Genomic DNA, 19,033 nt, shown 5'->3' on the forward strand with positions numbered 1-19,033 from the left:
ATTTTACTGTTATACAATTGGGGTGTCGCCAAGCGGTAAGGCTCTGGTTTCTGATACCAGCATACCCAGGTTCGAATCCTGGCACCCCAGCCACATTTAGAAAAGCCCGCTTCGGCGGGCTTTTTGCTATTCTGCGTTCGTGAAGTCTCGTTAAAGCGGGCGCAACCTGCTGCGCCCGTACCAGGAAAACACCACCTCGACTACAGCCCCAGTGCGTATTTCAGCGCATGTTCCTTCAGCTTGCCCGCCCGCTGGGCCGCCATCAGCGCAATATTGCGCGCTACGTTCAGCGGCGCCAAATTATTGCTGAACGCGGTATAAAACAGATCCATGCCACTTTGCATCAACAGGTTATCGGTGCGACGACGGCGTTGGTAGCGCATCAGCACCGCTTCACTGCCCCAGTCCTCGCCCTGCTCCCGGGCGTCACTCAGTACCGCCAGCAACGCTTCCACATCGCGATAGCCCAGGTTCACCCCCTGCCCTGCTAACGGGTTGATGGTGTGCGCTGCATCACCGAGCAACGCCAGCCCCGGCAGAACATAGCGTTGTGCATGGCGGCGCGCCAGCGGGAAAGCCCCGGCGGCATGCACTTTTACCGCCCCCAGGCGCGCCGGAAATGCTTCAGCAATTTCCCTCTCAAGTTGCGCCGGCGGCATCGCTTGCAGCTGGCGGATGCGTTGCGGGCTGTCATACCACACCAGTGAAGCCCATTGGTCATACAGGGGCAGGAAAGCGCGCGGCCCGGAAGGGAAAAACTGCTGCCAGGTCACATCCTGTTGCGGCTCGCCGGTATCGACGGTGATCAACATGCAGGACTGGCGATACTGCCAACCGCTGGTGCCGATGGCCGCCAGATTACGTACCTGCGAATTCGCACCGTCTGCACCCACCACCAGCCGCGCCTGCAGCTTCTCAGAAGAGTCCAGCTCCAATTGCCAGCGGTCATCTTCCCGTTGCAGCGAACGCAGCCTGTCGGGGCAACAGAGCGTCAAATTGTCGCACTGCTCCATTTGCTGCCACAGCGCCAATTGCAAAATCCGATTCTCCACCATAAAGCCCAGCTCAGGCAGCCCCAGCGAAGCCGCGTCAAACGCTACGCGTGAAGACGCCCATTCCCAGGTTTCCAACCGGCGATACGGTGCCACGCGCATGCCCGCCACCGCTTTCCAGACGCCAAGCTGCTTGAGCAACCCGACCGAAGTGCAGCCAATGGCTGAAATACGCAGATCCGGCGGGCTTTGGGCATCGAACGCCTGCGGCGGCTGATGTTCCAGCAACGCCACCGACCAACCGGCCTGCGCCAACCCCAGCGCCGCCGCCGCGCCGACCATCCCGCCGCCTACCACTACGGCGTCATACCTTTTTTGAGATGTGTTCATTTTGGCCATGTTTTCTTAGTGAATTATCGCCATCCCAACGGGCACGGCGTTTGGCATCAGTGTACCGGATTTTTAATTGCGCATCAGGTCGCATACCGTTTTCCCCGCGCTGGTCACAACGGCGCCAAATGATTACAATACGCCCCCTGCATGTCGCGTATCGCAACTTTCGCTCCGCACTGAGTAATGGCAAGTCAATGACCAAAAAACTGCATATCAAAACCTGGGGCTGCCAGATGAATGAATATGATTCATCAAAAATGGCGGACTTACTGGGAAGCACACACGGGTTCGAATGGACCGACAACGCTGAAGAAGCGGATGTACTGCTGCTGAATACCTGCTCAATCCGTGAAAAAGCGCAGGAAAAAGTTTTCGCCATGTTAGGGCGCTGGAAACTGCTGAAAGAAAAGAACCCGGCGTTGATCATCGGCGTTGGCGGCTGCGTGGCTTCTCAGGAAGGCGAACACATTCGCAGCCGCGCACCTTGCGTCGACGTTGTGTTTGGCCCACAGACCTTGCACCGCCTGCCGGAAATGATCAACCACGTGCGCGGCACCCGCAGCCCAATCGTCGACATCAGCTTCCCGGAGATCGAGAAGTTCGACCGCTTGCCGGAACCGCGCGCCGAAGGCCCAACCGCCTTTGTCTCCATAATGGAAGGCTGCAACAAATACTGTACTTTCTGCGTGGTGCCTTACACCCGTGGCGAAGAAGTGAGTCGCCCAAGCGATGACGTGCTGTTCGAGATCGCCCAACTGGCGGCGCAGGGCGTGCGTGAAGTGAATCTGCTCGGCCAGAACGTCAACGCCTACCGCGGCGCCACCTACGACGGCGGCATCTGTTCGTTTGCCGAACTTCTGCGTTTGGTGGCAGCGATTGACGGCATCGACCGCATCCGTTTCACCACCAGCCATCCGATTGAATTCACCGACGACATCATCGCGGTGTATCAAGACACGCCTGAACTGGTCAGCTTCCTGCATCTCCCGGTACAGAGCGGCTCCGATCGCATTCTGACCATGATGAAACGCGCACACACCGCATTGGAATACAAAGCGATCATTCGCAAGCTGCGCAAGGCGCGGCCGAACATACAGCTCAGCTCCGACTTTATCATCGGCTTCCCGGGGGAAACCCAGGCCGACTTCGAACAGACCATGAACCTGGTCGCCGAGATTAACTTCGACGCCAGCTTCAGTTTTATCTATTCGTCACGCCCGGGCACCCCGGCGGCCGATATGGTGGACGACGTCAGCGAAGACGAAAAGAAACAGCGCCTGTACATCCTGCAGGATCGCATCAACCAGCAGGTGTTGCAGTTCAGCCGCCGCATGCTCGGTACCGTGCAGCGTATTCTGGTTGAGGGCACCTCACGCAAAAGCGTGATGGAGCTGGCTGGTCGCACCGAATGCAACCGTATGGTGAACTTTGAAGGCACACCGGATATGATCGGCCAATTCGTTGATGTGGAAATCACCGAGGTAATGACCAACACACTGCGTGGTGCAGTGGTGCGTACCGAGCAGCAGATGGATCTGCGCGTACATGAATCCCCGCAATCGGTGATCGCCCGTACCCGCAAAGAAAATGCGCTGGGTGTCGGCACTTACCAGCCCTGACGCCGTTTCCGCATTGCCGTAAGCCGTGGCGCCCGTCGCCACGTTAACGTTTATCCTTATTATTTCTCCGCCGGGCGCTTGCGTCCGGTGATGTTCTTTTTTGTTTTTTATTATAAAGAGGCGACATAGCATGCAACTCCCACACTGCCCGAAGTGCAACTCCGAATACACCTATCAGGACAATGCGATGTTTATCTGCCCTGAATGCGCCCATGAGTGGAGCGACAGCGCGCCTGCGGCGGACAACGATACCTTGATTGTCAAAGACGCCAACGGCAACCTGCTGGCCGACGGCGATGCCGTGACCGTAGTGAAAGATCTGAAGGTCAAAGGCAGTTCCTCGATGCTGAAGATTGGCACCAAGGTGAAGAACATTCGTCTGGTGGAAGGCGACCACAACATTGACTGTAAAATCGATGGTTTTGGCCCGATGAAGCTGAAATCCGAATTCGTAAAAAAGAACTGATCCTCACACAATTACGCGGCTGTTTTTGCCGCGTTTTTTCCTCTCCCGGCCCTTGAATTACACCGTCGGCGCACAGATAGATCATGGGTAAACTTGCGCCGGTGCGGCGCACCATGAATAATTCAAGGTAGAAACGTCAGGGTTTGCCCTGAATGCGCGTACCGAAAATCAACCAGGCCCGATGTGAGCCTTGAGGAATAGTTTGAACGTCGCAACACAAGAAATTTTGTTAGAGCCGGCAGACAATAAGCGATTGCTCAGCCTGTGCGGCCCATTTGATGACAATATCAAACAGATCGAACGCCGGTTGGGGATCGAGATCAACCGCCGTGACAACCGTTTTAAGCTGGTTGGCAAAAACCCGTGCGTGGTTGCCGCCGCCGATATCTTGCGCCACCTGTACGTGGACACCGCGCCCATTCGCGGCGTGATCCCGGATATCGACCCGGAACAGATCCATCTGGCGATCAAAGAAAGCCGGGTGCTTGAGCAAGTAGCCGACAGCGTGCCGGATTACGGCAAAGCGGTGACCATCAAAACCAAGCGCGGCATGGTGAAACCGCGCACGCCGAATCAGGCGCAGTACATCGCCAATATTCTCGATCACGACATCACTTTCGGGATTGGGCCGGCGGGGACCGGGAAAACCTATCTGGCCGTCGCCGCTGCGGTAGATGCCCTGGAGCGCCAGGAGATTCGCCGCATTCTGCTGACGCGCCCGGCGGTTGAAGCCGGTGAAAAACTGGGCTTCCTGCCGGGGGATCTGAGCCAGAAGGTCGATCCTTACCTGCGCCCGCTGTACGACGCCCTGTTCGAAATGCTGGGCTTCGAGCGCGTGGAGAAGCTGATCGAACGCAATGTGATTGAGGTTGCGCCGCTGGCCTATATGCGCGGCCGCACCCTGAACGACGCATTTATCATTCTCGATGAGAGCCAGAACACCACCATCGAACAGATGAAGATGTTCCTGACGCGCATCGGCTTCAACTCGAAGGCGGTGATCACCGGTGACGTGACGCAGATTGACCTGCCGCGCAACCAGAAATCCGGCCTTCGCCATGCGATAGAAGTCCTGTCGGATGTCGAAGAACTGAGCTTCAACTTCTTCCACAGCGAAGACGTGGTGCGCCACCCGGTGGTAGCCCGCGTGGTTATCGCCTATGAAGCCTGGGAAGCCGCAGAACAAAAACGCAAAGACGCGATTGCCGAACAACGTAAGCACGAAGCCATCATCGCCTCCGGGCAGGAGACACTATGAGCCAGGTGATTTTGGATCTGCAGATTGCCTGTGCAGACAGCAACGGCCTGCCGGACGAAGCCACCTTCCAGCGCTGGCTGGAAGGCGTGCTGCCGCAGTTTCAGGAAGAAGCCGAGGTCACCATTCGCCTGGTGGACGAAGCCGAAAGCAACGAACTGAACCTGACCTACCGCGGGAAGGATAAACCGACCAACGTGCTGTCCTTCCCGTTCGAAGCCCCACCGGGCATAGAGCTGCCGCTGCTCGGCGATCTGATCATCTGCCGTCAGGTCGTTGAACAGGAAGCGGTTGAGCAAGACAAGGCGCTGGAGGCCCACTGGGCGCATATGGTTGTCCATGGCAGCCTTCATCTGCTAGGGTATGACCACATCGAAGACGATGAAGCCGAAGAAATGGAGTCTTTGGAAACCGAAATCATGCACGGCCTGGGCTACCCGGACCCGTACCTGGCGGAAAAAGACCCCCTCTGACGTCAGCTGATTCCCCGCAGCCCCTGTAAGGGGCTGTCGCTGACGCCCCTAACTCTTACATGAGTGATATTAACTAAAACGCCATGAGCGACGACCATTCACAAAGCAATGACAGCCCCAGTCCCAAGAAGGGGTTCTTTACTCTCATCCTTAACCAGCTGTTCCACGGCGAACCGAAAAACCGTGGCGATCTGGTAGAGCTGATCCGTGATTCCGAGCAAAACGACCTGATCGATCCCGATACCCGAGACATGCTGGAAGGCGTGATGGATATCGCCGAGCAGCGCGTGCGCGACATCATGATCCCGCGTTCCCAGATGGTCACGCTCAAGCGTAACCAGACGCTGGAAGAGTGCCTGGACGTGATTATCGAATCCGCCCACTCGCGCTTCCCGGTGATCAGCGAAGATAAAGATCACATCGAAGGCATTCTGATGGCCAAGGATCTGCTGCCGTTTATGCGTGCAGAGTCTGAGCCGTTCAGCATAGATAAGGTGCTGCGCGCCGCGGTGGTGGTGCCCGAAAGCAAGCGTGTTGATCGGATGCTGAAGGAGTTCCGCTCCCAGCGCTATCACATGGCGATTGTCATTGACGAATTCGGCGGCGTTTCCGGCCTGGTCACCATCGAAGACATTCTGGAACTGATTGTCGGCGAAATCGAAGACGAATACGACGACGAGGAAGATCTGGATATCCGCCAGCTTAGCCGCCATATGTATACCGTGCGGGCATTGGCGCCGATTGAAGACTTCAACGAAGCCTTTAATACGCACTTCAGCGACGACGAGGTCGACACCATCGGCGGCCTGGTGATGCAGGCCTTCGGGCACTTGCCGGCGCGCGGGGAAACCATTGAAATCGAAGGTTACCTGTTTAAGGTTGCGATGGCCGACAGTCGACGTATCATCCAGGTTCATGTAAAAATTCCGGACGATTCTCCGCAACCGAAACTGGAAGACTAAATCAAACATGGCTAAAGCCTCTTTCCTTGAACGCCAGCGGGTTCGTGCCCTGCTGGCGCTGTTGTCTGGTGCCGGCGGCGCGCTGGCGTTTTCTCCTTACGATATTTGGCCTGCGGCCATTGTTTCCCTGTTCGGCCTGTTGGCCGTTACCCTGAACCGCACCACCAGACAATCCGCCCTACTCGGGTTCTGCTGGGGGTTCGGCCTGTTTGGCGCCGGCGTCAACTGGGTTTACGTCAGCATTGCCGACTTCGGCGGCATGCCGTTTGCCGTCAATATTTTCCTGGTCGCCCTGCTGGCCGCCTACCTGGCGTTGTATACCGGGCTGTTCGCCGGCTTACTGGCGCGCCTGTGGCCAACCACCAGTTGGTACCGCCTGGCGATTGCCGCGCCGGTGCTGTGGCAAGTGACCGAGTTTCTGCGCGGCTGGGTGCTGACCGGTTTCCCCTGGTTGCAATTCGGCTACAGCCAGCTCAACGGCCCGCTGAAAGGCGTCGCACCGCTGCTGGGGGTTGATGCCATCACCTTCATCCTGATGGCGATCGCCGGATTGCTGGTGTATGCCATCAATCAACGCCGCGTTGCCGCAGCGGCCGTTGCCGTCGCGTTGCTGCTGTTGCCCTGGCCGCTGCGTCAGTTGCAGTGGTTCACCCCGCAACCGGAGAAAGCGGTGAATGTCGCCATGGTGCAAGGCAACATCGCCCAATCGATGAAGTGGGATCCGAAAGCGCTGGTCAGCACGCTGCAAACCTATCTGGATGAAACCCGCCCTTACATGGGCAAGGCGCCGATCATCATCTGGCCGGAATCCGCCATCCCGGATTACGAAGCCAGCCAGAACGGTTTCCTGACCATGATGGACGACCTGATGCGCGCCAAAAACAGCAGCCTGATCACCGGCATTGTCGACGTGCGCGCCACCCCGCAGGGCCAGCAAATCTATAACAGCGCCATTGTATTGGGTGAACAGACGCCGTACGTCTACCCGGCTAAAGACCGCTATAACAAGCATCATCTGGTGCCGTTCGGTGAGTTTGTGCCGCTGGAGACGCTGCTGCGGCCACTGGCGCCGTTCTTCGATCTGCCGATGTCGTCCTTCAGCCGCGGCGATTACGTCCAACCACAACTGAGCGTGAAGGGCTATAACCTGACGGCAGCGATCTGTTATGAGATTGTTCTCGGCCAACAGGTGCGCGATAACTTCCGCCCGGACACCAATTTCCTGCTGACCCTCTCCAATGACGCCTGGTTCGGCCATTCCATCGGCCCGTGGCAACACTTCCAGATGGCGCGCATGCGTGCGCTGGAACTGGGGCGCCCGCTGTTGCGCAGCACCAACAATGGCGTAACCGCCGCCGTTGACGCCAACGGCGAGGTGATTGCCGAGATCCCGCAGTTCACCCGCAGCGTGCTCGAGGTGAAAGTCACCCCGACCACCGGCATTACGCCATACGCCCGTTTTGGCGCCACACCGCTGTGGATCATTACCCTGCTGCTTGGCGGCATGGCGTTGATGCTCGGCCTGCGTCGCAGGTAATCTCAACCGGTGCGCAGTTCACTGAACTGCGCACCGCGTCTCTGTCCCCGTCAAATACCCGTTAAATAAACCTTTCTGGCACACTCCTTGCTTTAATCACTCTGTGATTTAAGACCGATTTACTTTTACTGACGTTTTGTCGCACTTATGCACAACTTGAGAGCATCACTAGCACCAGAAGGGTGCATCAGGGTTTTGTTGCATTAATTTGGTGCGCGTGGCGTTTCAAAAAATGAAACATTTTAGTTTCATTGTGTTCACAATCGGCTATTTTCTAACGGTTATCTGTGCCAAGACTATCTTTATATCTTGAGTAAGAGATCCCCCGTTTTAAACCTGACACTCTTGAGTCAGAACCACGACAACAGCAAAGGAGCTGGACCATGCAAATGCGTAAATTGGCGTTATCGTTACTGCTGATCGGTATGGCGGGTAACGTAGCCCATGCGGAAGAACTGACCGGTACGCTGAAGAAAATCAAAGACAACGGCGTGATCGTTGTCGGCCACCGCGAATCGTCAGTGCCGTTCTCCTACTACGACAACCAGCAGAAAGTTGTGGGCTACTCCCAGGACTACTCCAACCAAATCGTTGATGCTGTTAAGAAAAAACTGAACATGCCCGATCTGCAGGTAAAAATGCTGCCGATCACCTCGCAGAACCGTATCCCACTGCTGCAGAACGGCACCTTTGATTTTGAATGCGGTTCAACCACCAACAACGTTGAGCGTCAAAAACAGGCAGCCTTCTCCGACACCATCTTCGTGGTCGGTACCCGCTTGCTGGTGAAAAAAGGCTCTGACGTCAAAGACTTCAAAGACCTGGCCGGCAAACCGGTAGTAGTCACCTCCGGCACAACGTCAGAAGTGCTGCTGAACAAACTGAACGACAGCGGCAAGATGAACATGCGCATCATCAGCGCCAAAGACCACGGTGACTCGTTCCGTACCCTGGAAAGCGGCCGCGCCGTAGCCTTTATGATGGATGACGCGCTGCTGGCGGGCGAACGTGCCAAAGCGAAGAAGCCGGATCAATGGGAAATTCTCGGCACGCCGCAGTCGAAAGAAGCTTACGGCTGTATGCTGCGTAAAGACGACGCCGAGTTCAAAAAACTGGTCGATGACACCATCGCTCAGGCCCAAACCTCCGGTGAAGCGGCAAAATGGTTTGATAAATGGTTCAACCAGCCAATTCCACCAAAGAACCTCAACATGAACTTCGCCCTGTCAGACGACATGAAGCAACTGTTCAAAGAGCCTAACGATAAAGCACTGAACTAATAGAAAGAGAGCTGGTGCGGCCGCCAGGCCAAACCAGCCCTGTTGATGGCTGGGACAGACAGGAATGAGGGGGGCCGTTCCCCTCCCTCATTTTCCCCCTAACTCACAACCGATATCCGCGCACATAAGCCAGCCTGACTGGCCGCGATGCGATCGGCGCTGAATAGTCATCAATCTTTAGGCGCTCTGCGCCCGCTTAACGGAGTTTGTTATGTCAATAGATTGGAACTGGGGTATCTTCCTGCAGCAGGCCCCGTTTGGGAATACCACCTACCTCGGCTGGATTTGGTCCGGCTTCCAGGTCACGGTAGCCCTCTCCGTCTGTGCATGGATTATCGCTTTCTTTGTCGGTTCGCTGTTCGGTATTTTACGTACCGTGCCAAACCGTTTTCTTTCCGCTCTCGGCACCTGCTACGTCGAACTGTTCCGTAACGTGCCGCTGATTGTGCAATTCTTTACCTGGTATCTGGTGATGCCGGAGCTGCTGCCTGCCAATCTGGGCATGTGGTTCAAAACCGAACTCGATCCTAACGTCCAGTTCTTTATCTCCTCCATGCTGTGCCTCGGGCTGTTTACCGCCGCCCGCGTGTGCGAGCAGGTACGCGCCGCGATTCAGTCCCTGCCGCGTGGCCAACGCGCCGCCGGGCTGGCCATGGGCCTGACGCTGCCGCAAACCTATCGCTATGTGCTGTTACCGAACGCCTACCGGGTGATTGTGCCGCCGATGACCTCGGAAATGCTCAACCTGGTCAAAAACTCCGCCATCGCTTCAACCATTGGCCTGGTGGATATGGCGGCTCAGGCCGGTAAGCTGCTGGATTACTCCGCGCATGCCTATGAATCCTTTACCGCCATTACGCTGGCCTATATCGGCATCAACGCCGTGATCATGCTGTTTATGCGTCTGGTAGAGAAGAAAGTGCAGTTGCCTGGCAATATGGGGAGTAAATAATGTACGAATTTGACTGGGCATCCATTGTCCCAAGCTTCCCTTACCTGCTGCAAGGGTTGGTCATCACGCTGAAGATCACCGTGACCGCCATCGTTTTTGGCATCCTCTGGGGAACCATTCTGGCGGTCATGCGTCTGTCGCCCATCAAGCCTATCAGCTGGTTTGCCACACTCTACGTCAACCTGTTCCGTTCCGTTCCGCTGGTGATGGTGCTGCTGTGGTTCTACCTGGTGGTTCCAAGCTTATTACAACAAGTTCTGGGGCTATCGCCGAAAACCGATATTCGCCTGATCTCGGCTATGGTAGCCTTTTCCCTGTTTGAAGCGGCCTATTACTCGGAAATTATCCGCGCAGGCATTATCAGTATTTCCCGCGGCCAATCTTCCGCCGCGCTGGCGCTGGGCATGACCCACTGGCAGTCGATGAAACTGGTGATCCTGCCGCAGGCGTTCCGCGCCATGGTTCCGCTGCTGCTGACTCAGGGCATCGTACTGTTCCAGGATACTTCGCTGGTCTACGTGCTGAGCCTGGCCGACTTCTTCCGTACCGCCTCAACCATCGGCGAGCGCGACGGCACACAGGTTGAAATGATCCTGTTCGCCGGTTTTGTCTATTTTGTTATCAGTCTCGCCGCCTCGGCGCTGGTAAGCTATTTGAAGAAAAGGACTGTTTGATGATATCCCTGAAAAATGTTTCTAAGTGGTACGGTCACTTTCAGGTTCTGACCGATTGCACCACCGAAGTGAAAAAAGGCGAGGTGGTGGTAGTCTGCGGTCCTTCAGGCTCGGGCAAATCCACCCTGATCAAAACCGTCAACGGTCTGGAGCCGATTCAGCAAGGCGATATCCTGGTGAATGGCACGGCCGTCAACAACAAGAACACCAACCTGGCGCAGTTGCGTTCCAAAGTGGGCATGGTATTCCAGCACTTTGAGCTGTTCCCGCATCTGTCGATCATCGACAATCTGACGCTGGCGCAGGTAAAAGTCCTCAAGCGCGACAAGGACGCCTCACGCGAGAAGGGCCTTAAGCTGCTGGAGCGCGTGGGGCTTTCCGCCCATGCCAACAAGTTCCCTGGGCAACTTTCCGGCGGCCAGCAGCAGCGTGTGGCTATCGCCCGAGCGCTGTGCATGGACCCGATCGCCATGCTGTTCGATGAACCGACCTCCGCGCTTGATCCGGAAATGATCAACGAAGTGCTGGACGTCATGGTCGAGCTGGCTCAAGAAGGCATGACCATGATGGTGGTGACCCACGAAATGGGCTTTGCCCGTAAGGTGGCCCACCGGGTGATCTTTATGGACGAAGGCAAAATTGTCGAAGACCGCAACAAAGACGACTTCTTCAACAACCCGGAATCCGAACGCGCAAAAGACTTCCTGGCCAAGATCCTGCATTGATTCATTGACACTATGCGCCCCGCCCGGGGCGCATTCTCCGCCCCTATCCCGGCACTAAAAGCGCTTGTTTCTCCCCTGTTTTGATCCGATGCTCACTGGATAACAACAAAGGAGATAAACATGCCCCGCCCTATCATTATCGATTGCGACCCCGGCCTGGACGACGCCATTGCCCTTGCCATGGCGCTGCGCTCGCCGGAACTGGACATCAAGGCCATCACCACTTCCGCCGGCAACCAGACGCCGGAGAAAACCCTGCATAACGCGCTCGGTCTACTGACGCTGATGAAACGCGAAGATATTCCCGTCGCTGCCGGTGCCGCGGCACCGCTGATGCGCCCGCTGGTGATTGCCGATCATGTCCACGGCAAAACCGGTATGGGCAATACCCATCTGCCAACACCAACGATAAAACCGGTCACGCAAACCGCCGTGGAACTGATCGCCGGCCTGCTGCGCACCAGCCCGCAACCGATCACTCTGGTGGTCACCGGCCCGATGACCAATATCGCCCTGTTACTGGCCCAGCATGCCGAGCTGAAAGGCAACATCGAGCGTATTGTATTTATGGGCGGCGGAATGAATGCCGGCAACGCCACGCCGGTGGCGGAATTCAATATCTTTGTCGATCCCGAAGCCGCAGAAATAGTGCTGAAGTCCGGCGTGCCGCTGACCATGGCCGGGTTGAACGTTACCCATCAGGCGCTGGTGCTGCCGCAGGATATCGAACGTATCCGCCAGATTAACAATCCGGTGGCACAGGCGGTTGCAGAGATGCTCGATTTCTATCTGCCGCTGTACCTCAGCCACCCACGCGGGTTGCCGGGCGCCGCGATGCACGATCCCTGCACCATCGCCTGGCTGCTGGCACCGCAGCTGTTTACTGGCATCGAACGTTGGGTCGGCGTGGAAACCCAAGGGGAATATACCGTCGGCATGACGGTAGTGGATGACTTCCAGCAGAGCGGTAAACCGGCCAACGTTGAAGTGCTGACCGGTATTGATCGCGAAGGATTTATCGAACTGCTGATTGAACGCGTGGCGCGTTACTGATTGGCCGGGGCGTTTACTGCGCCCCGGCACATTCAATTTTTTTGATTTAACCCAGCGAATTTTTACGCTATCACTGGCTACGGCTTACCTCTAAGATGCCTTATACACCGCATCACTAACACCTTAGAGCAAGTCTGGAGATAGCCCAATGAGTCGTATACTGGTCCTGAAATCAAGTATTCTGGGCGATTATTCCCAGTCTGGAAAATTAGTCGATTTTTTTGTTGAACAGTGGCGTGAAGCACACCCGAATGACACATTTACCCTTCGCGATCTGGCCAACCCAACCCTGCCCGAGCTGGATGGTGAAGTGATTGGCGGTTTTAACGCCGGTGATAACCCCTTGACGCAGCACCAAAAAGAGACGCTGGCGCTTTCCGATGAGCTGATTGCTGAATTGAAATCGCACGACACTGTCATCATCGGTGCCCCAATGTACAATTTCAATATTCCTACCCAGCTGAAAATTTATTTCGACCTGGTGGCACGCGCCGGCCAAACCTTCCGTTACACCTCTGAAGGCGCGGAAGGCCTGGTGACCGGGAAAAAAGCGATAGTGATCTCCAGCCGCGGCGGTATCCACGCCGATACGCCAACCGATCTGATCACCCCTTATCTGAAGCTGTTCCTCGGGTTTATCGGCATCACCGACGTAGAATTCGTGCTGGCGGAAGGTTTTGCCTATGGGCCGGAAGTCGCTGAAAAAGCCGCGCAAGACAGCCGCATTGCCGTGACGCAAAAGGTGCCGGCCAGGGCGCAATTGGCCCCGGCAACCCAGCCTGCGGCGGTACAAGCCCCGGCGAGCGGCGGCTTTCTGAGTAATCTGATGAAAAAGCTCTTCGGCTGATCGTCTCCCCTCATCCTGATTTGCCAAGCAAGAAGGATGAGGGGGCAACACTCAAGGTTCGAAGGGCCGACGCTGGAACTGGTCATGGCCGCACTTAGGGCACAGCGGCAGCACTTCCGGCGTGTAAAACGCCAAATGATGGTGGCACTGCTCGCACACCAGATTGCCCAACCCTACCACCTCACCGCTGTGGTAGACGCCGTGATGGCTGACGTCTTTAAACACTTCCCGCCATTCCAACTGGGTTTTGTCCGTAATATCCGCCAGCTCTTGCCACAGGCTCTCCTTGATAACCCGCATAAAGACGCTGTCGGTAAACTCGCCCTTGCTTTCCTGGTAACTGCGGGCGAACTCTTCCAGGTCGCGCCGTACCGCCTGGATCACCTGCTCCACTTCGCCGCGCGTCAATTCACCCGCTTCGTTCAGCCTTTTTTCGGCACCGGCGACCAATTCGTCAATATCACGCTCTCCATTTTTCAGGCGTTCGGTCAGAGATGCCACCAATTCGCGGTAATACTGAGCAACCTTGTTCATATTCTCTCCTCGATGAACTTACGTGACAGGGCTTATCTCCCAAAACTATCTCTTATCATTTTAGTCGTAAATTGCTGATGTCACTTGGCAAGACTCGGGCTCCTCAAGATGTGAGTCATATCATGGCGGGGATTTTTTTAAATGCGCCGAGTCGGGCGCTTGGTGTTGTTGCCGGGAGGTCTTATCAGCTATGCTATGCGGATCTATAAGTACTCAACAGAATGCTACGGATGTAGCTGTTTTACACCTACAGGACCACCAGCCGCCATGCAAGAGCAATACCGTCCAGAAGACATAGAATCGAACGTACAGCTTCACTGGCAAGAGAAGCAAACTTTCAAGGTTACCGAAGACGCGAGCAAGGAAAAGTACTACTGCCTATCCATGCTGCCCTACCCATCAGGCCGTCTGCACATGGGACACGTTCGTAACTACACTATCGGCGACGTGATCTCGCGCTATCAGCGCATGCTGGGCAAAAACGTGCTGCAGCCGATCGGCTGGGATGCGTTCGGCCTGCCGGCGGAAGGCGCTGCGGTTAAAAACAACACCGCACCGGCTCCGTGGACCTACGACAACATCGAATACATGAAGAACCAGTTGAAACTGCTGGGCTTCGGCTATGACTGGGATCGCGAGATCGCCACCTGCGATCCGGATTACTACCGTTGGGAACAGTGGTTCTTCACCAAGCTGTACGAAAAAGGCCTGGTCTACAAGAAAACCTCCGCCGTCAACTGGTGCCCGCACGATCTGACCGTGCTGGCCAACGAACAGGTTATCGACGGCTGCTGCTGGCGCTGCGACACCAAGGTCGAGCGTAAAGAGATCCCGCAGTGGTTCATCAAAATTACCGACTACGCCGATCAGTTGCTCAACGATCTGGATACGCTGGAAAGCTGGCCAGAACAGGTGAAAACCATGCAGCGCAACTGGATTGGCCGCTCTGAAGGGGTGGACATCACCTTTGACGTGGCGGGCAGCGACGAGAAGCTGACCGTGTACACCACCCGTCCGGATACCTTCATGGGCGCCACCTATGTGGCCGTCGCGGCGGGCCACCCGCTGGCGCAACAGGGTGCGGTGAATAACCCGGCGCTGGCTGAATTTATCGAAGAGTGCCGCAATACCAAGGTGGCCGAAGCCGACATGGCGACGATGGAGAAGAAAGGCATGCCGACCGGCCTGTTCGCCATTCATCCGCTGTCCGGCGAGAAGGTGCCGGTTTGGGTTGCCAACTTCGTCTTGATGGAATACGGCACCGGTGCAGTGATGGCGGTTCCGGCTCACGACCAGCGCGATTGGGAGTTCGCCACCAAATATGGCCTGCCGATCAAACCGGTGGTGCTGGCGCTCGACGGCAGCCAGCCGGACGTACACGCCGAAGCGATGACCGAAAAAGGCACGCTGTTCAACTCCGGCGAGTTCGATGGCTTGGATCACGAAGCCGGTTTCAACGCCATTGCCGACAAACTGGTCGCCATGGGCGTGGGCCAACGCAAGGTCAACTACCGTCTGCGCGACTGGGGCGTGTCCCGTCAACGTTACTGGGGCGCACCGATCCCGATGGTGACGCTGGAAGACGGCACCGTAATGCCAACCCCGGAAGACCAACTGCCGGTGATCCTGCCGGAAGACGTAGTGATGGACGGTATTACCAGCCCGATCAAGGCCGATCCCGAGTGGGCGAAAACCACCGTTAACGGCCAGCCGGCGCTGCGTGAAACCGACACCTTTGACACCTTTATGGAGTCTTCCTGGTACTACGCGCGCTACACCTGCCCGCAGTACGACCAGGGCATGCTGGATCCGGCTGCCGCCAACTACTGGCTGCCGGTCGATCAGTATGTCGGCGGTATCGAACACGCCATCATGCACCTGATGTATTTCCGCTTCTTCCACAAACTGCTGCGCGACGCAGGCATGGTGGATTCCGACGAGCCGGCAAAACGCCTGCTGTGTCAGGGCATGGTGCTGGCGGACGCCTTCTATTACACCGGTAACAGCGGCGAGCGCGTCTGGGTTTCCCCGGTCGACGCCACCGTTGAACGCGACGACAAAGGCCGCATTGTTAAAGCCACCGATCCACAAGGCCGCGAACTGGTCTATGCTGGCATGAGCAAAATGTCGAAGTCGAAGAACAACGGCATCGACCCGCAAGTGATGGTCGAGAAATACGGCGCGGATACCGTGCGTCTGTTCATGATGTTCGCCTCGCCGGCAGAAATGACGCTGGAATGGCAGGAATCCGGTGTGGAAGGGGCAAACCGCTTCCTGAAACGTGTTTGGAAACTGGCCTACGAACACCTTGAGAAAGGCGCTGTCCAGCCGCTGAACATCGCGGCGCTGAACGAAGATCAGAAAGCGCTGCGCCGTGATCTGCACAAAACCATCGCCAAAGTGACCGATGATATTGGTCGTCGTCAGACCTTCAACACCGCCATTGCGGCCGTGATGGAGCTGATGAACAAACTGGCCCGCGCACCGCAGGACAGCGAGCAGGATCGCGCTCTGCTGCAAGAAGCGTTGCTGTCCGTCGTTCGTATGCTGTATCCGTTTACCCCGCACGTTTGCTTCTCGCTGTGGCAGGCGTTGGGCGGCGAAGGCGATGTGGATACCGCAGCCTGGCCACAGGCTGACGAGCAGGCGATGGTCGAAGACTCCAAGCTGGTCGTGGTACAGGTAAACGGCAAAGTTCGCGCTAAAATCACTGTGGCAGCAGATGCAACCGAAGAGCAGGTACGTGCGCGTGCCGCCGAGGAACATCTGGTCGCTAAATATCTGGACGGGGTTACGGTTCGTAAAGTGATCTATGTTCCGGGCAAATTGCTTAACCTGGTTGTGGGTTAACACAAGGAGGAGTTGTGCGACATCGTATTCTGACGCTGTTGCTGGGGTTGGCGGTGCTGGTCACCGCCGGCTGCGGTTTTCACCTGCGTGGTACCACGCAGGTCCCCTCGGAAATGAAAACGCTGATACTGGACAGTGGGGATCCTTACGGTCCGCTGGCCCGCGCAGTGCGTGAGCAATTGCGTCTGAACGACGTGACTATCGTCAAAGATCCGAAACGTAAGGATATTCCTTCCCTGCGTCTCGTCGGTTCCAGCGAAAGCCAAGACACCGCCTCGATCTTCCGGGACGGCAAAACCGCTGAGTATCAGATGGTGCTGACCGTTCAAGCGCAGGTCCTGATCCCGGGTCATGATCTGTATCCGCTGAACGTGAAAGTCTTCCGTTCGTTCTTCGACAACCCGCTGACCGCGCTGGCAAAAGACTCCGAACAGGACATTATTCGCCAGGAAATGCGTGAGCAGGCCGCCCAGCAACTGGTCCGCAAACTGTTGACGGTGCATGCGGCGGAAGAACAAACCCAGCAAAAAGCTGCCGCCGCCGGTGAAAAAGCGGAAAGTCTCCCAGCGCAATGATCCGTATTTATCCTGAACAACTTGCCGCGCAGCTCCGAGAGGGGCTGCGCGCTTGTTATTTATTGAGTGGCAATGAGCCGTTATTGCTGCAGGAAAGCCAGGATCTGATCCGGCAGGCCGCGCAACAACAGCAGTTCACCGAGCACTACAGCATTTCTCTCGACGCCCATACCGACTGGGACGCCATTTTCAGCATCTGCCAGGCCATGAGCCTGTTCGCCAGCCGCCAGACCCTGCTGCTTATCTTCCCGGATAACGGCCCGACGGCCCCGCTCGGCGAGCAACTGATCAAGCTGGCGGCGCTGCTGCATGACGACATTTTGCTGATGCTGCGCGGCCCTCGCCTGACCAAAGCGCAGGAAAACAGCGCCTGGTTCAAAGCGCTTAGCCCAAATGGCGCTTACGTCAGTTGCCAGACGCCGGAACAAGCGCAGTTACCCCGCTGGGTGGCACAGCGCGCCAAAACCATGAAGCTCGAGCTGGACGATGCGGCCAACCAGTTGCTGTGCTATTGCTACGAAGGCAACCTGCTGGCGCTGTCGCAGGCGCTGGAAAGGCTGTCGCTGTTGCATCCGGACGGTAAACTCACGCTGCCACGCGTTGAACTGGCGGTGAACGACGCCGCTCACTTTACGCCATTTCATTGGCTGGACGCCCTGCTGGCGGGCAAAAGCAAACGCGCCTGGCACATTCTGCAGCAAATGCAGCAGGAAGATGTAGAACCGGTGATCCTGTTGCGCACCCTGCAACGCGAGCTGCTGCAACTGCTCAACCTGCAACGCCGCATGGCATCCGTACCGCTGCGCACGCTGTTCGATCAATACAAGGTCTGGCAAAACCGCCGTAACCTGGTGACGCAGGCCCTGCAGCGGCTGTCCGGTGCTCAATTGCAGCAGGCGGTTCATCTGCTGACGCAAATTGAGATCACCCTGAAGCAGGATTACGGTCAGTCGGTATGGCCGGAACTGGAAACCCTGTCTATGCTGCTGTGCGGCAAACCCCTGGCCACGAGTTTTTCAGATGCCCACTAATCCGCAAAGCGCGACAATCCTGCATGCCCTGTTCGGCGGCACCTTTGATCCTATCCATTACGGCCATTTGCGGCCGGTGGAAGCGCTGGCCGCAGAAGTCGGTCTGAACCAGGTTACGCTGCTGCCAAACCACGTCCCCCCACACCGTCCGCAGCCTGAGGCCAATGCCCAACAACGGTTGAAGATGGTTGAGCTGGCGATCGCCAATAACCCGCTGTTCGCCGTTGACGATCGTGAACTGCACCGCACCACGCCGTCCTATACCATTGAAACGCTGGAAACCCTTCGTAAAGAACGTGGCCCCGCGTTGCCATTGGCCTTTATTATTGGCCAGGATTCTCTGCTGACGCTGCACAAGTGGCACCGCTGGCAGGCATTGCTGGATGTCTGCCATCTGTTGGTGCTGGCCCGCCCTGGCTACAATGACCAAATGGATACGCCGGAACTGCAACAGTGGCTGGAGCGTCATCGGGTCACCGACGCCGCGCTGCTCAGCCAACGGCCGCAGGGACATATTTACCTGGCCGACACGCCGCAGTTGGAAATTTCCGCCACGGAAATCCGCCAGCGCCGCCATCAGGGCCTCAGCTGTGACGACCTGTTGCCGCGTTCGGTGCAGCGCTATATCGAGTTACAGGGTTTATATCGCTAGCCGGAGTCGCGTGATATACTGCGCCGCTATTTTTCAGGTATTCGCTGAAAACCCCGGAAACCTTAGCTGCCGGGCAATTATCAGCTGGCTTTCAGCGGCATCCTGCCGACATTATCATTGATTCAGGCCGCATGCGGGCATTTGCCTGCCGCAGTCGAACAAA

18 protein-coding genes and 1 tRNA gene are annotated in these 19,033 nt (G+C 56.8%); 17 read left to right on the forward strand and 2 right to left on the reverse strand.

The features are described from left to right. Window positions 1-18 precede the first annotated feature (18 nt). Window positions 19-93 (forward strand) — tRNA-Gln (locus SPL01S_RS04690). Window positions 94-200: 107 nt separating this feature from the next. Here SPL01S_RS04690 and ubiF read toward each other — a convergent pair. Beyond that, on the reverse strand, window positions 201-1,382 hold the full coding sequence (ubiF, locus tag SPL01S_RS04695) for a 3-demethoxyubiquinol 3-hydroxylase (protein ID WP_063198233.1): 1,182 nt from the start codon (window positions 1,380-1,382) through the stop codon (window positions 201-203). Window positions 1,383-1,579: 197 nt separating this feature from the next. Between ubiF and miaB the strand changes: the two genes are divergently transcribed. The 12 genes from miaB (at window position 1,580) to SPL01S_RS04755 (ending at window position 13,228) form a co-directional block, all read left to right on the forward strand. After that, a complete protein-coding gene (gene miaB / locus SPL01S_RS04700) occupies window positions 1,580-3,004 on the forward strand; it encodes a tRNA (N6-isopentenyl adenosine(37)-C2)-methylthiotransferase MiaB (protein WP_062869922.1) in 1,425 nt (474 codons plus the stop codon). A 130-nt stretch (window positions 3,005-3,134) separates the two neighbouring features. Further along, entirely contained in the window at window positions 3,135-3,470 is a 336-nt protein-coding gene (locus SPL01S_RS04705; RefSeq protein WP_063197901.1) for a zinc ribbon domain-containing protein YjdM, read from the forward strand. 202 nt (window positions 3,471-3,672) lie between these two features. Next, a complete protein-coding gene (locus SPL01S_RS04710) occupies window positions 3,673-4,728 on the forward strand; it encodes a PhoH family protein (protein ID WP_004949638.1) in 1,056 nt (351 codons plus the stop codon). Further along, on the forward strand, window positions 4,725-5,198 hold the full coding sequence (gene ybeY, locus SPL01S_RS04715) for an rRNA maturation RNase YbeY (protein ID WP_004949634.1): 474 nt from the start codon (window positions 4,725-4,727) through the stop codon (window positions 5,196-5,198). The genes SPL01S_RS04710 and ybeY overlap by 4 nt, the downstream gene beginning before the upstream one ends. An 83-nt stretch (window positions 5,199-5,281) precedes the next feature. Next, window positions 5,282-6,160, forward strand: a complete 879-nt coding sequence (gene corC, locus SPL01S_RS04720) for a CNNM family magnesium/cobalt transport protein CorC (protein ID WP_004949631.1) — start codon at window positions 5,282-5,284, stop codon at window positions 6,158-6,160. A 7-nt stretch (window positions 6,161-6,167) separates the two neighbouring features. Beyond that, entirely contained in the window at window positions 6,168-7,697 is a 1,530-nt protein-coding gene (gene lnt / locus SPL01S_RS04725) for an apolipoprotein N-acyltransferase (protein ID WP_062869920.1), read from the forward strand. 383 nt (window positions 7,698-8,080) lie between these two features. Beyond that, the gene (locus tag SPL01S_RS04730; RefSeq protein ID WP_006324078.1) at window positions 8,081-8,977 is read left to right on the forward strand and encodes an amino acid ABC transporter substrate-binding protein; all 897 of its coding nucleotides are present in this window, start codon (window positions 8,081-8,083) and stop codon (window positions 8,975-8,977) included. 211 nt (window positions 8,978-9,188) lie between these two features. Beyond that, window positions 9,189-9,929, forward strand: coding sequence for an amino acid ABC transporter permease (locus SPL01S_RS04735; RefSeq protein ID WP_020438628.1), 741 nt, complete (start codon window positions 9,189-9,191; stop codon window positions 9,927-9,929). After that, complete coding sequence (gene gltK / locus SPL01S_RS04740; protein WP_004949616.1) at window positions 9,929-10,603, forward strand: glutamate/aspartate ABC transporter permease GltK; 675 nt, start codon at window positions 9,929-9,931, stop codon at window positions 10,601-10,603. Before SPL01S_RS04735 ends, gltK begins: the two co-directional genes overlap by 1 nt. Then, window positions 10,603-11,328 (forward strand): amino acid ABC transporter ATP-binding protein, encoded by a 726-nt coding sequence (locus SPL01S_RS04745; RefSeq protein WP_004949614.1) that lies wholly within the window; start codon window positions 10,603-10,605, stop codon window positions 11,326-11,328. The genes gltK and SPL01S_RS04745 overlap by 1 nt, the downstream gene beginning before the upstream one ends. A 120-nt stretch (window positions 11,329-11,448) precedes the next feature. Then, window positions 11,449-12,381: a pyrimidine-specific ribonucleoside hydrolase RihA gene (gene rihA, locus SPL01S_RS04750; protein WP_063197903.1), complete on the forward strand. Its 933-nt coding sequence runs from the start codon at window positions 11,449-11,451 to the stop codon at window positions 12,379-12,381. Window positions 12,382-12,529: 148 nt separating this feature from the next. Continuing rightward, window positions 12,530-13,228, forward strand: coding sequence for an FMN-dependent NADH-azoreductase (locus SPL01S_RS04755; RefSeq protein WP_063197906.1), 699 nt, complete (start codon window positions 12,530-12,532; stop codon window positions 13,226-13,228). Window positions 13,229-13,279: 51 nt separating this feature from the next. Here the strand turns inward: SPL01S_RS04755 and SPL01S_RS04760 are convergent, their stop codons facing one another. Then, window positions 13,280-13,762, reverse strand: coding sequence for a zinc ribbon-containing protein (locus SPL01S_RS04760; RefSeq protein ID WP_004949608.1), 483 nt, complete (start codon window positions 13,760-13,762; stop codon window positions 13,280-13,282). Between the two features lie 267 nt (window positions 13,763-14,029). Between SPL01S_RS04760 and leuS the strand changes: the two genes are divergently transcribed. Genes leuS through nadD form a run of 4 tightly spaced genes read left to right on the forward strand, consistent with a single transcriptional unit; the run spans window position 14,030 to window position 18,870 of the window. Further along, entirely contained in the window at window positions 14,030-16,612 is a 2,583-nt protein-coding gene (gene leuS, locus SPL01S_RS04765) for a leucine--tRNA ligase (RefSeq protein WP_063197908.1), read from the forward strand. A gap of 14 nt (window positions 16,613-16,626) precedes the next feature. Further along, a complete protein-coding gene (lptE, locus tag SPL01S_RS04770; protein ID WP_063197910.1) occupies window positions 16,627-17,187 on the forward strand; it encodes an LPS assembly lipoprotein LptE in 561 nt (186 codons plus the stop codon). After that, window positions 17,184-18,218 (forward strand): DNA polymerase III subunit delta, encoded by a 1,035-nt coding sequence (gene holA / locus SPL01S_RS04775; protein ID WP_004949603.1) that lies wholly within the window; start codon window positions 17,184-17,186, stop codon window positions 18,216-18,218. Before lptE ends, holA begins: the two co-directional genes overlap by 4 nt. Further along, window positions 18,208-18,870 (forward strand): nicotinate-nucleotide adenylyltransferase, encoded by a 663-nt coding sequence (gene nadD / locus SPL01S_RS04780; RefSeq protein ID WP_062869915.1) that lies wholly within the window; start codon window positions 18,208-18,210, stop codon window positions 18,868-18,870. The genes holA and nadD overlap by 11 nt, the downstream gene beginning before the upstream one ends. The last annotated feature ends 163 nt before the right edge of the window (window positions 18,871-19,033 follow it).

The sequence above is a fragment of the Serratia plymuthica NBRC 102599 genome, from assembly GCF_001590925.1.
Lineage (GTDB): Bacteria > Pseudomonadota > Gammaproteobacteria > Enterobacterales > Enterobacteriaceae > Serratia > Serratia plymuthica.

Bases quoted from the DNA above. Each gene is read 5' to 3' on its own strand.
- ubiF (WP_063198233.1), bottom strand. From the start codon at position 1,382: ATGAACACATCTCAAAAAAGGTATGACGCCGTAGTGGTAGGCGGCGGG.
- miaB (WP_062869922.1), top strand. From the start codon at position 1,580: ATGACCAAAAAACTGCATATCAAAACCTGGGGCTGCCAGATGAATGAA.
- SPL01S_RS04705 (WP_063197901.1), top strand. From the start codon at position 3,135: ATGCAACTCCCACACTGCCCGAAGTGCAACTCCGAATACACCTATCAG.
- ybeY (WP_004949634.1), top strand. From the start codon at position 4,725: ATGAGCCAGGTGATTTTGGATCTGCAGATTGCCTGTGCAGACAGCAAC.
- corC (WP_004949631.1), top strand. From the start codon at position 5,282: ATGAGCGACGACCATTCACAAAGCAATGACAGCCCCAGTCCCAAGAAG.
- lnt (WP_062869920.1), top strand. From the start codon at position 6,168: ATGGCTAAAGCCTCTTTCCTTGAACGCCAGCGGGTTCGTGCCCTGCTG.
- SPL01S_RS04730 (WP_006324078.1), top strand. From the start codon at position 8,081: ATGCAAATGCGTAAATTGGCGTTATCGTTACTGCTGATCGGTATGGCG.
- SPL01S_RS04735 (WP_020438628.1), top strand. From the start codon at position 9,189: ATGTCAATAGATTGGAACTGGGGTATCTTCCTGCAGCAGGCCCCGTTT.
- gltK (WP_004949616.1), top strand. From the start codon at position 9,929: ATGTACGAATTTGACTGGGCATCCATTGTCCCAAGCTTCCCTTACCTG.
- SPL01S_RS04745 (WP_004949614.1), top strand. From the start codon at position 10,603: ATGATATCCCTGAAAAATGTTTCTAAGTGGTACGGTCACTTTCAGGTT.
- rihA (WP_063197903.1), top strand. From the start codon at position 11,449: ATGCCCCGCCCTATCATTATCGATTGCGACCCCGGCCTGGACGACGCC.
- SPL01S_RS04755 (WP_063197906.1), top strand. From the start codon at position 12,530: ATGAGTCGTATACTGGTCCTGAAATCAAGTATTCTGGGCGATTATTCC.
- SPL01S_RS04760 (WP_004949608.1), bottom strand. From the start codon at position 13,762: ATGAACAAGGTTGCTCAGTATTACCGCGAATTGGTGGCATCTCTGACC.
- leuS (WP_063197908.1), top strand. From the start codon at position 14,030: ATGCAAGAGCAATACCGTCCAGAAGACATAGAATCGAACGTACAGCTT.
- holA (WP_004949603.1), top strand. From the start codon at position 17,184: ATGATCCGTATTTATCCTGAACAACTTGCCGCGCAGCTCCGAGAGGGG.
- nadD (WP_062869915.1), top strand. From the start codon at position 18,208: ATGCCCACTAATCCGCAAAGCGCGACAATCCTGCATGCCCTGTTCGGC.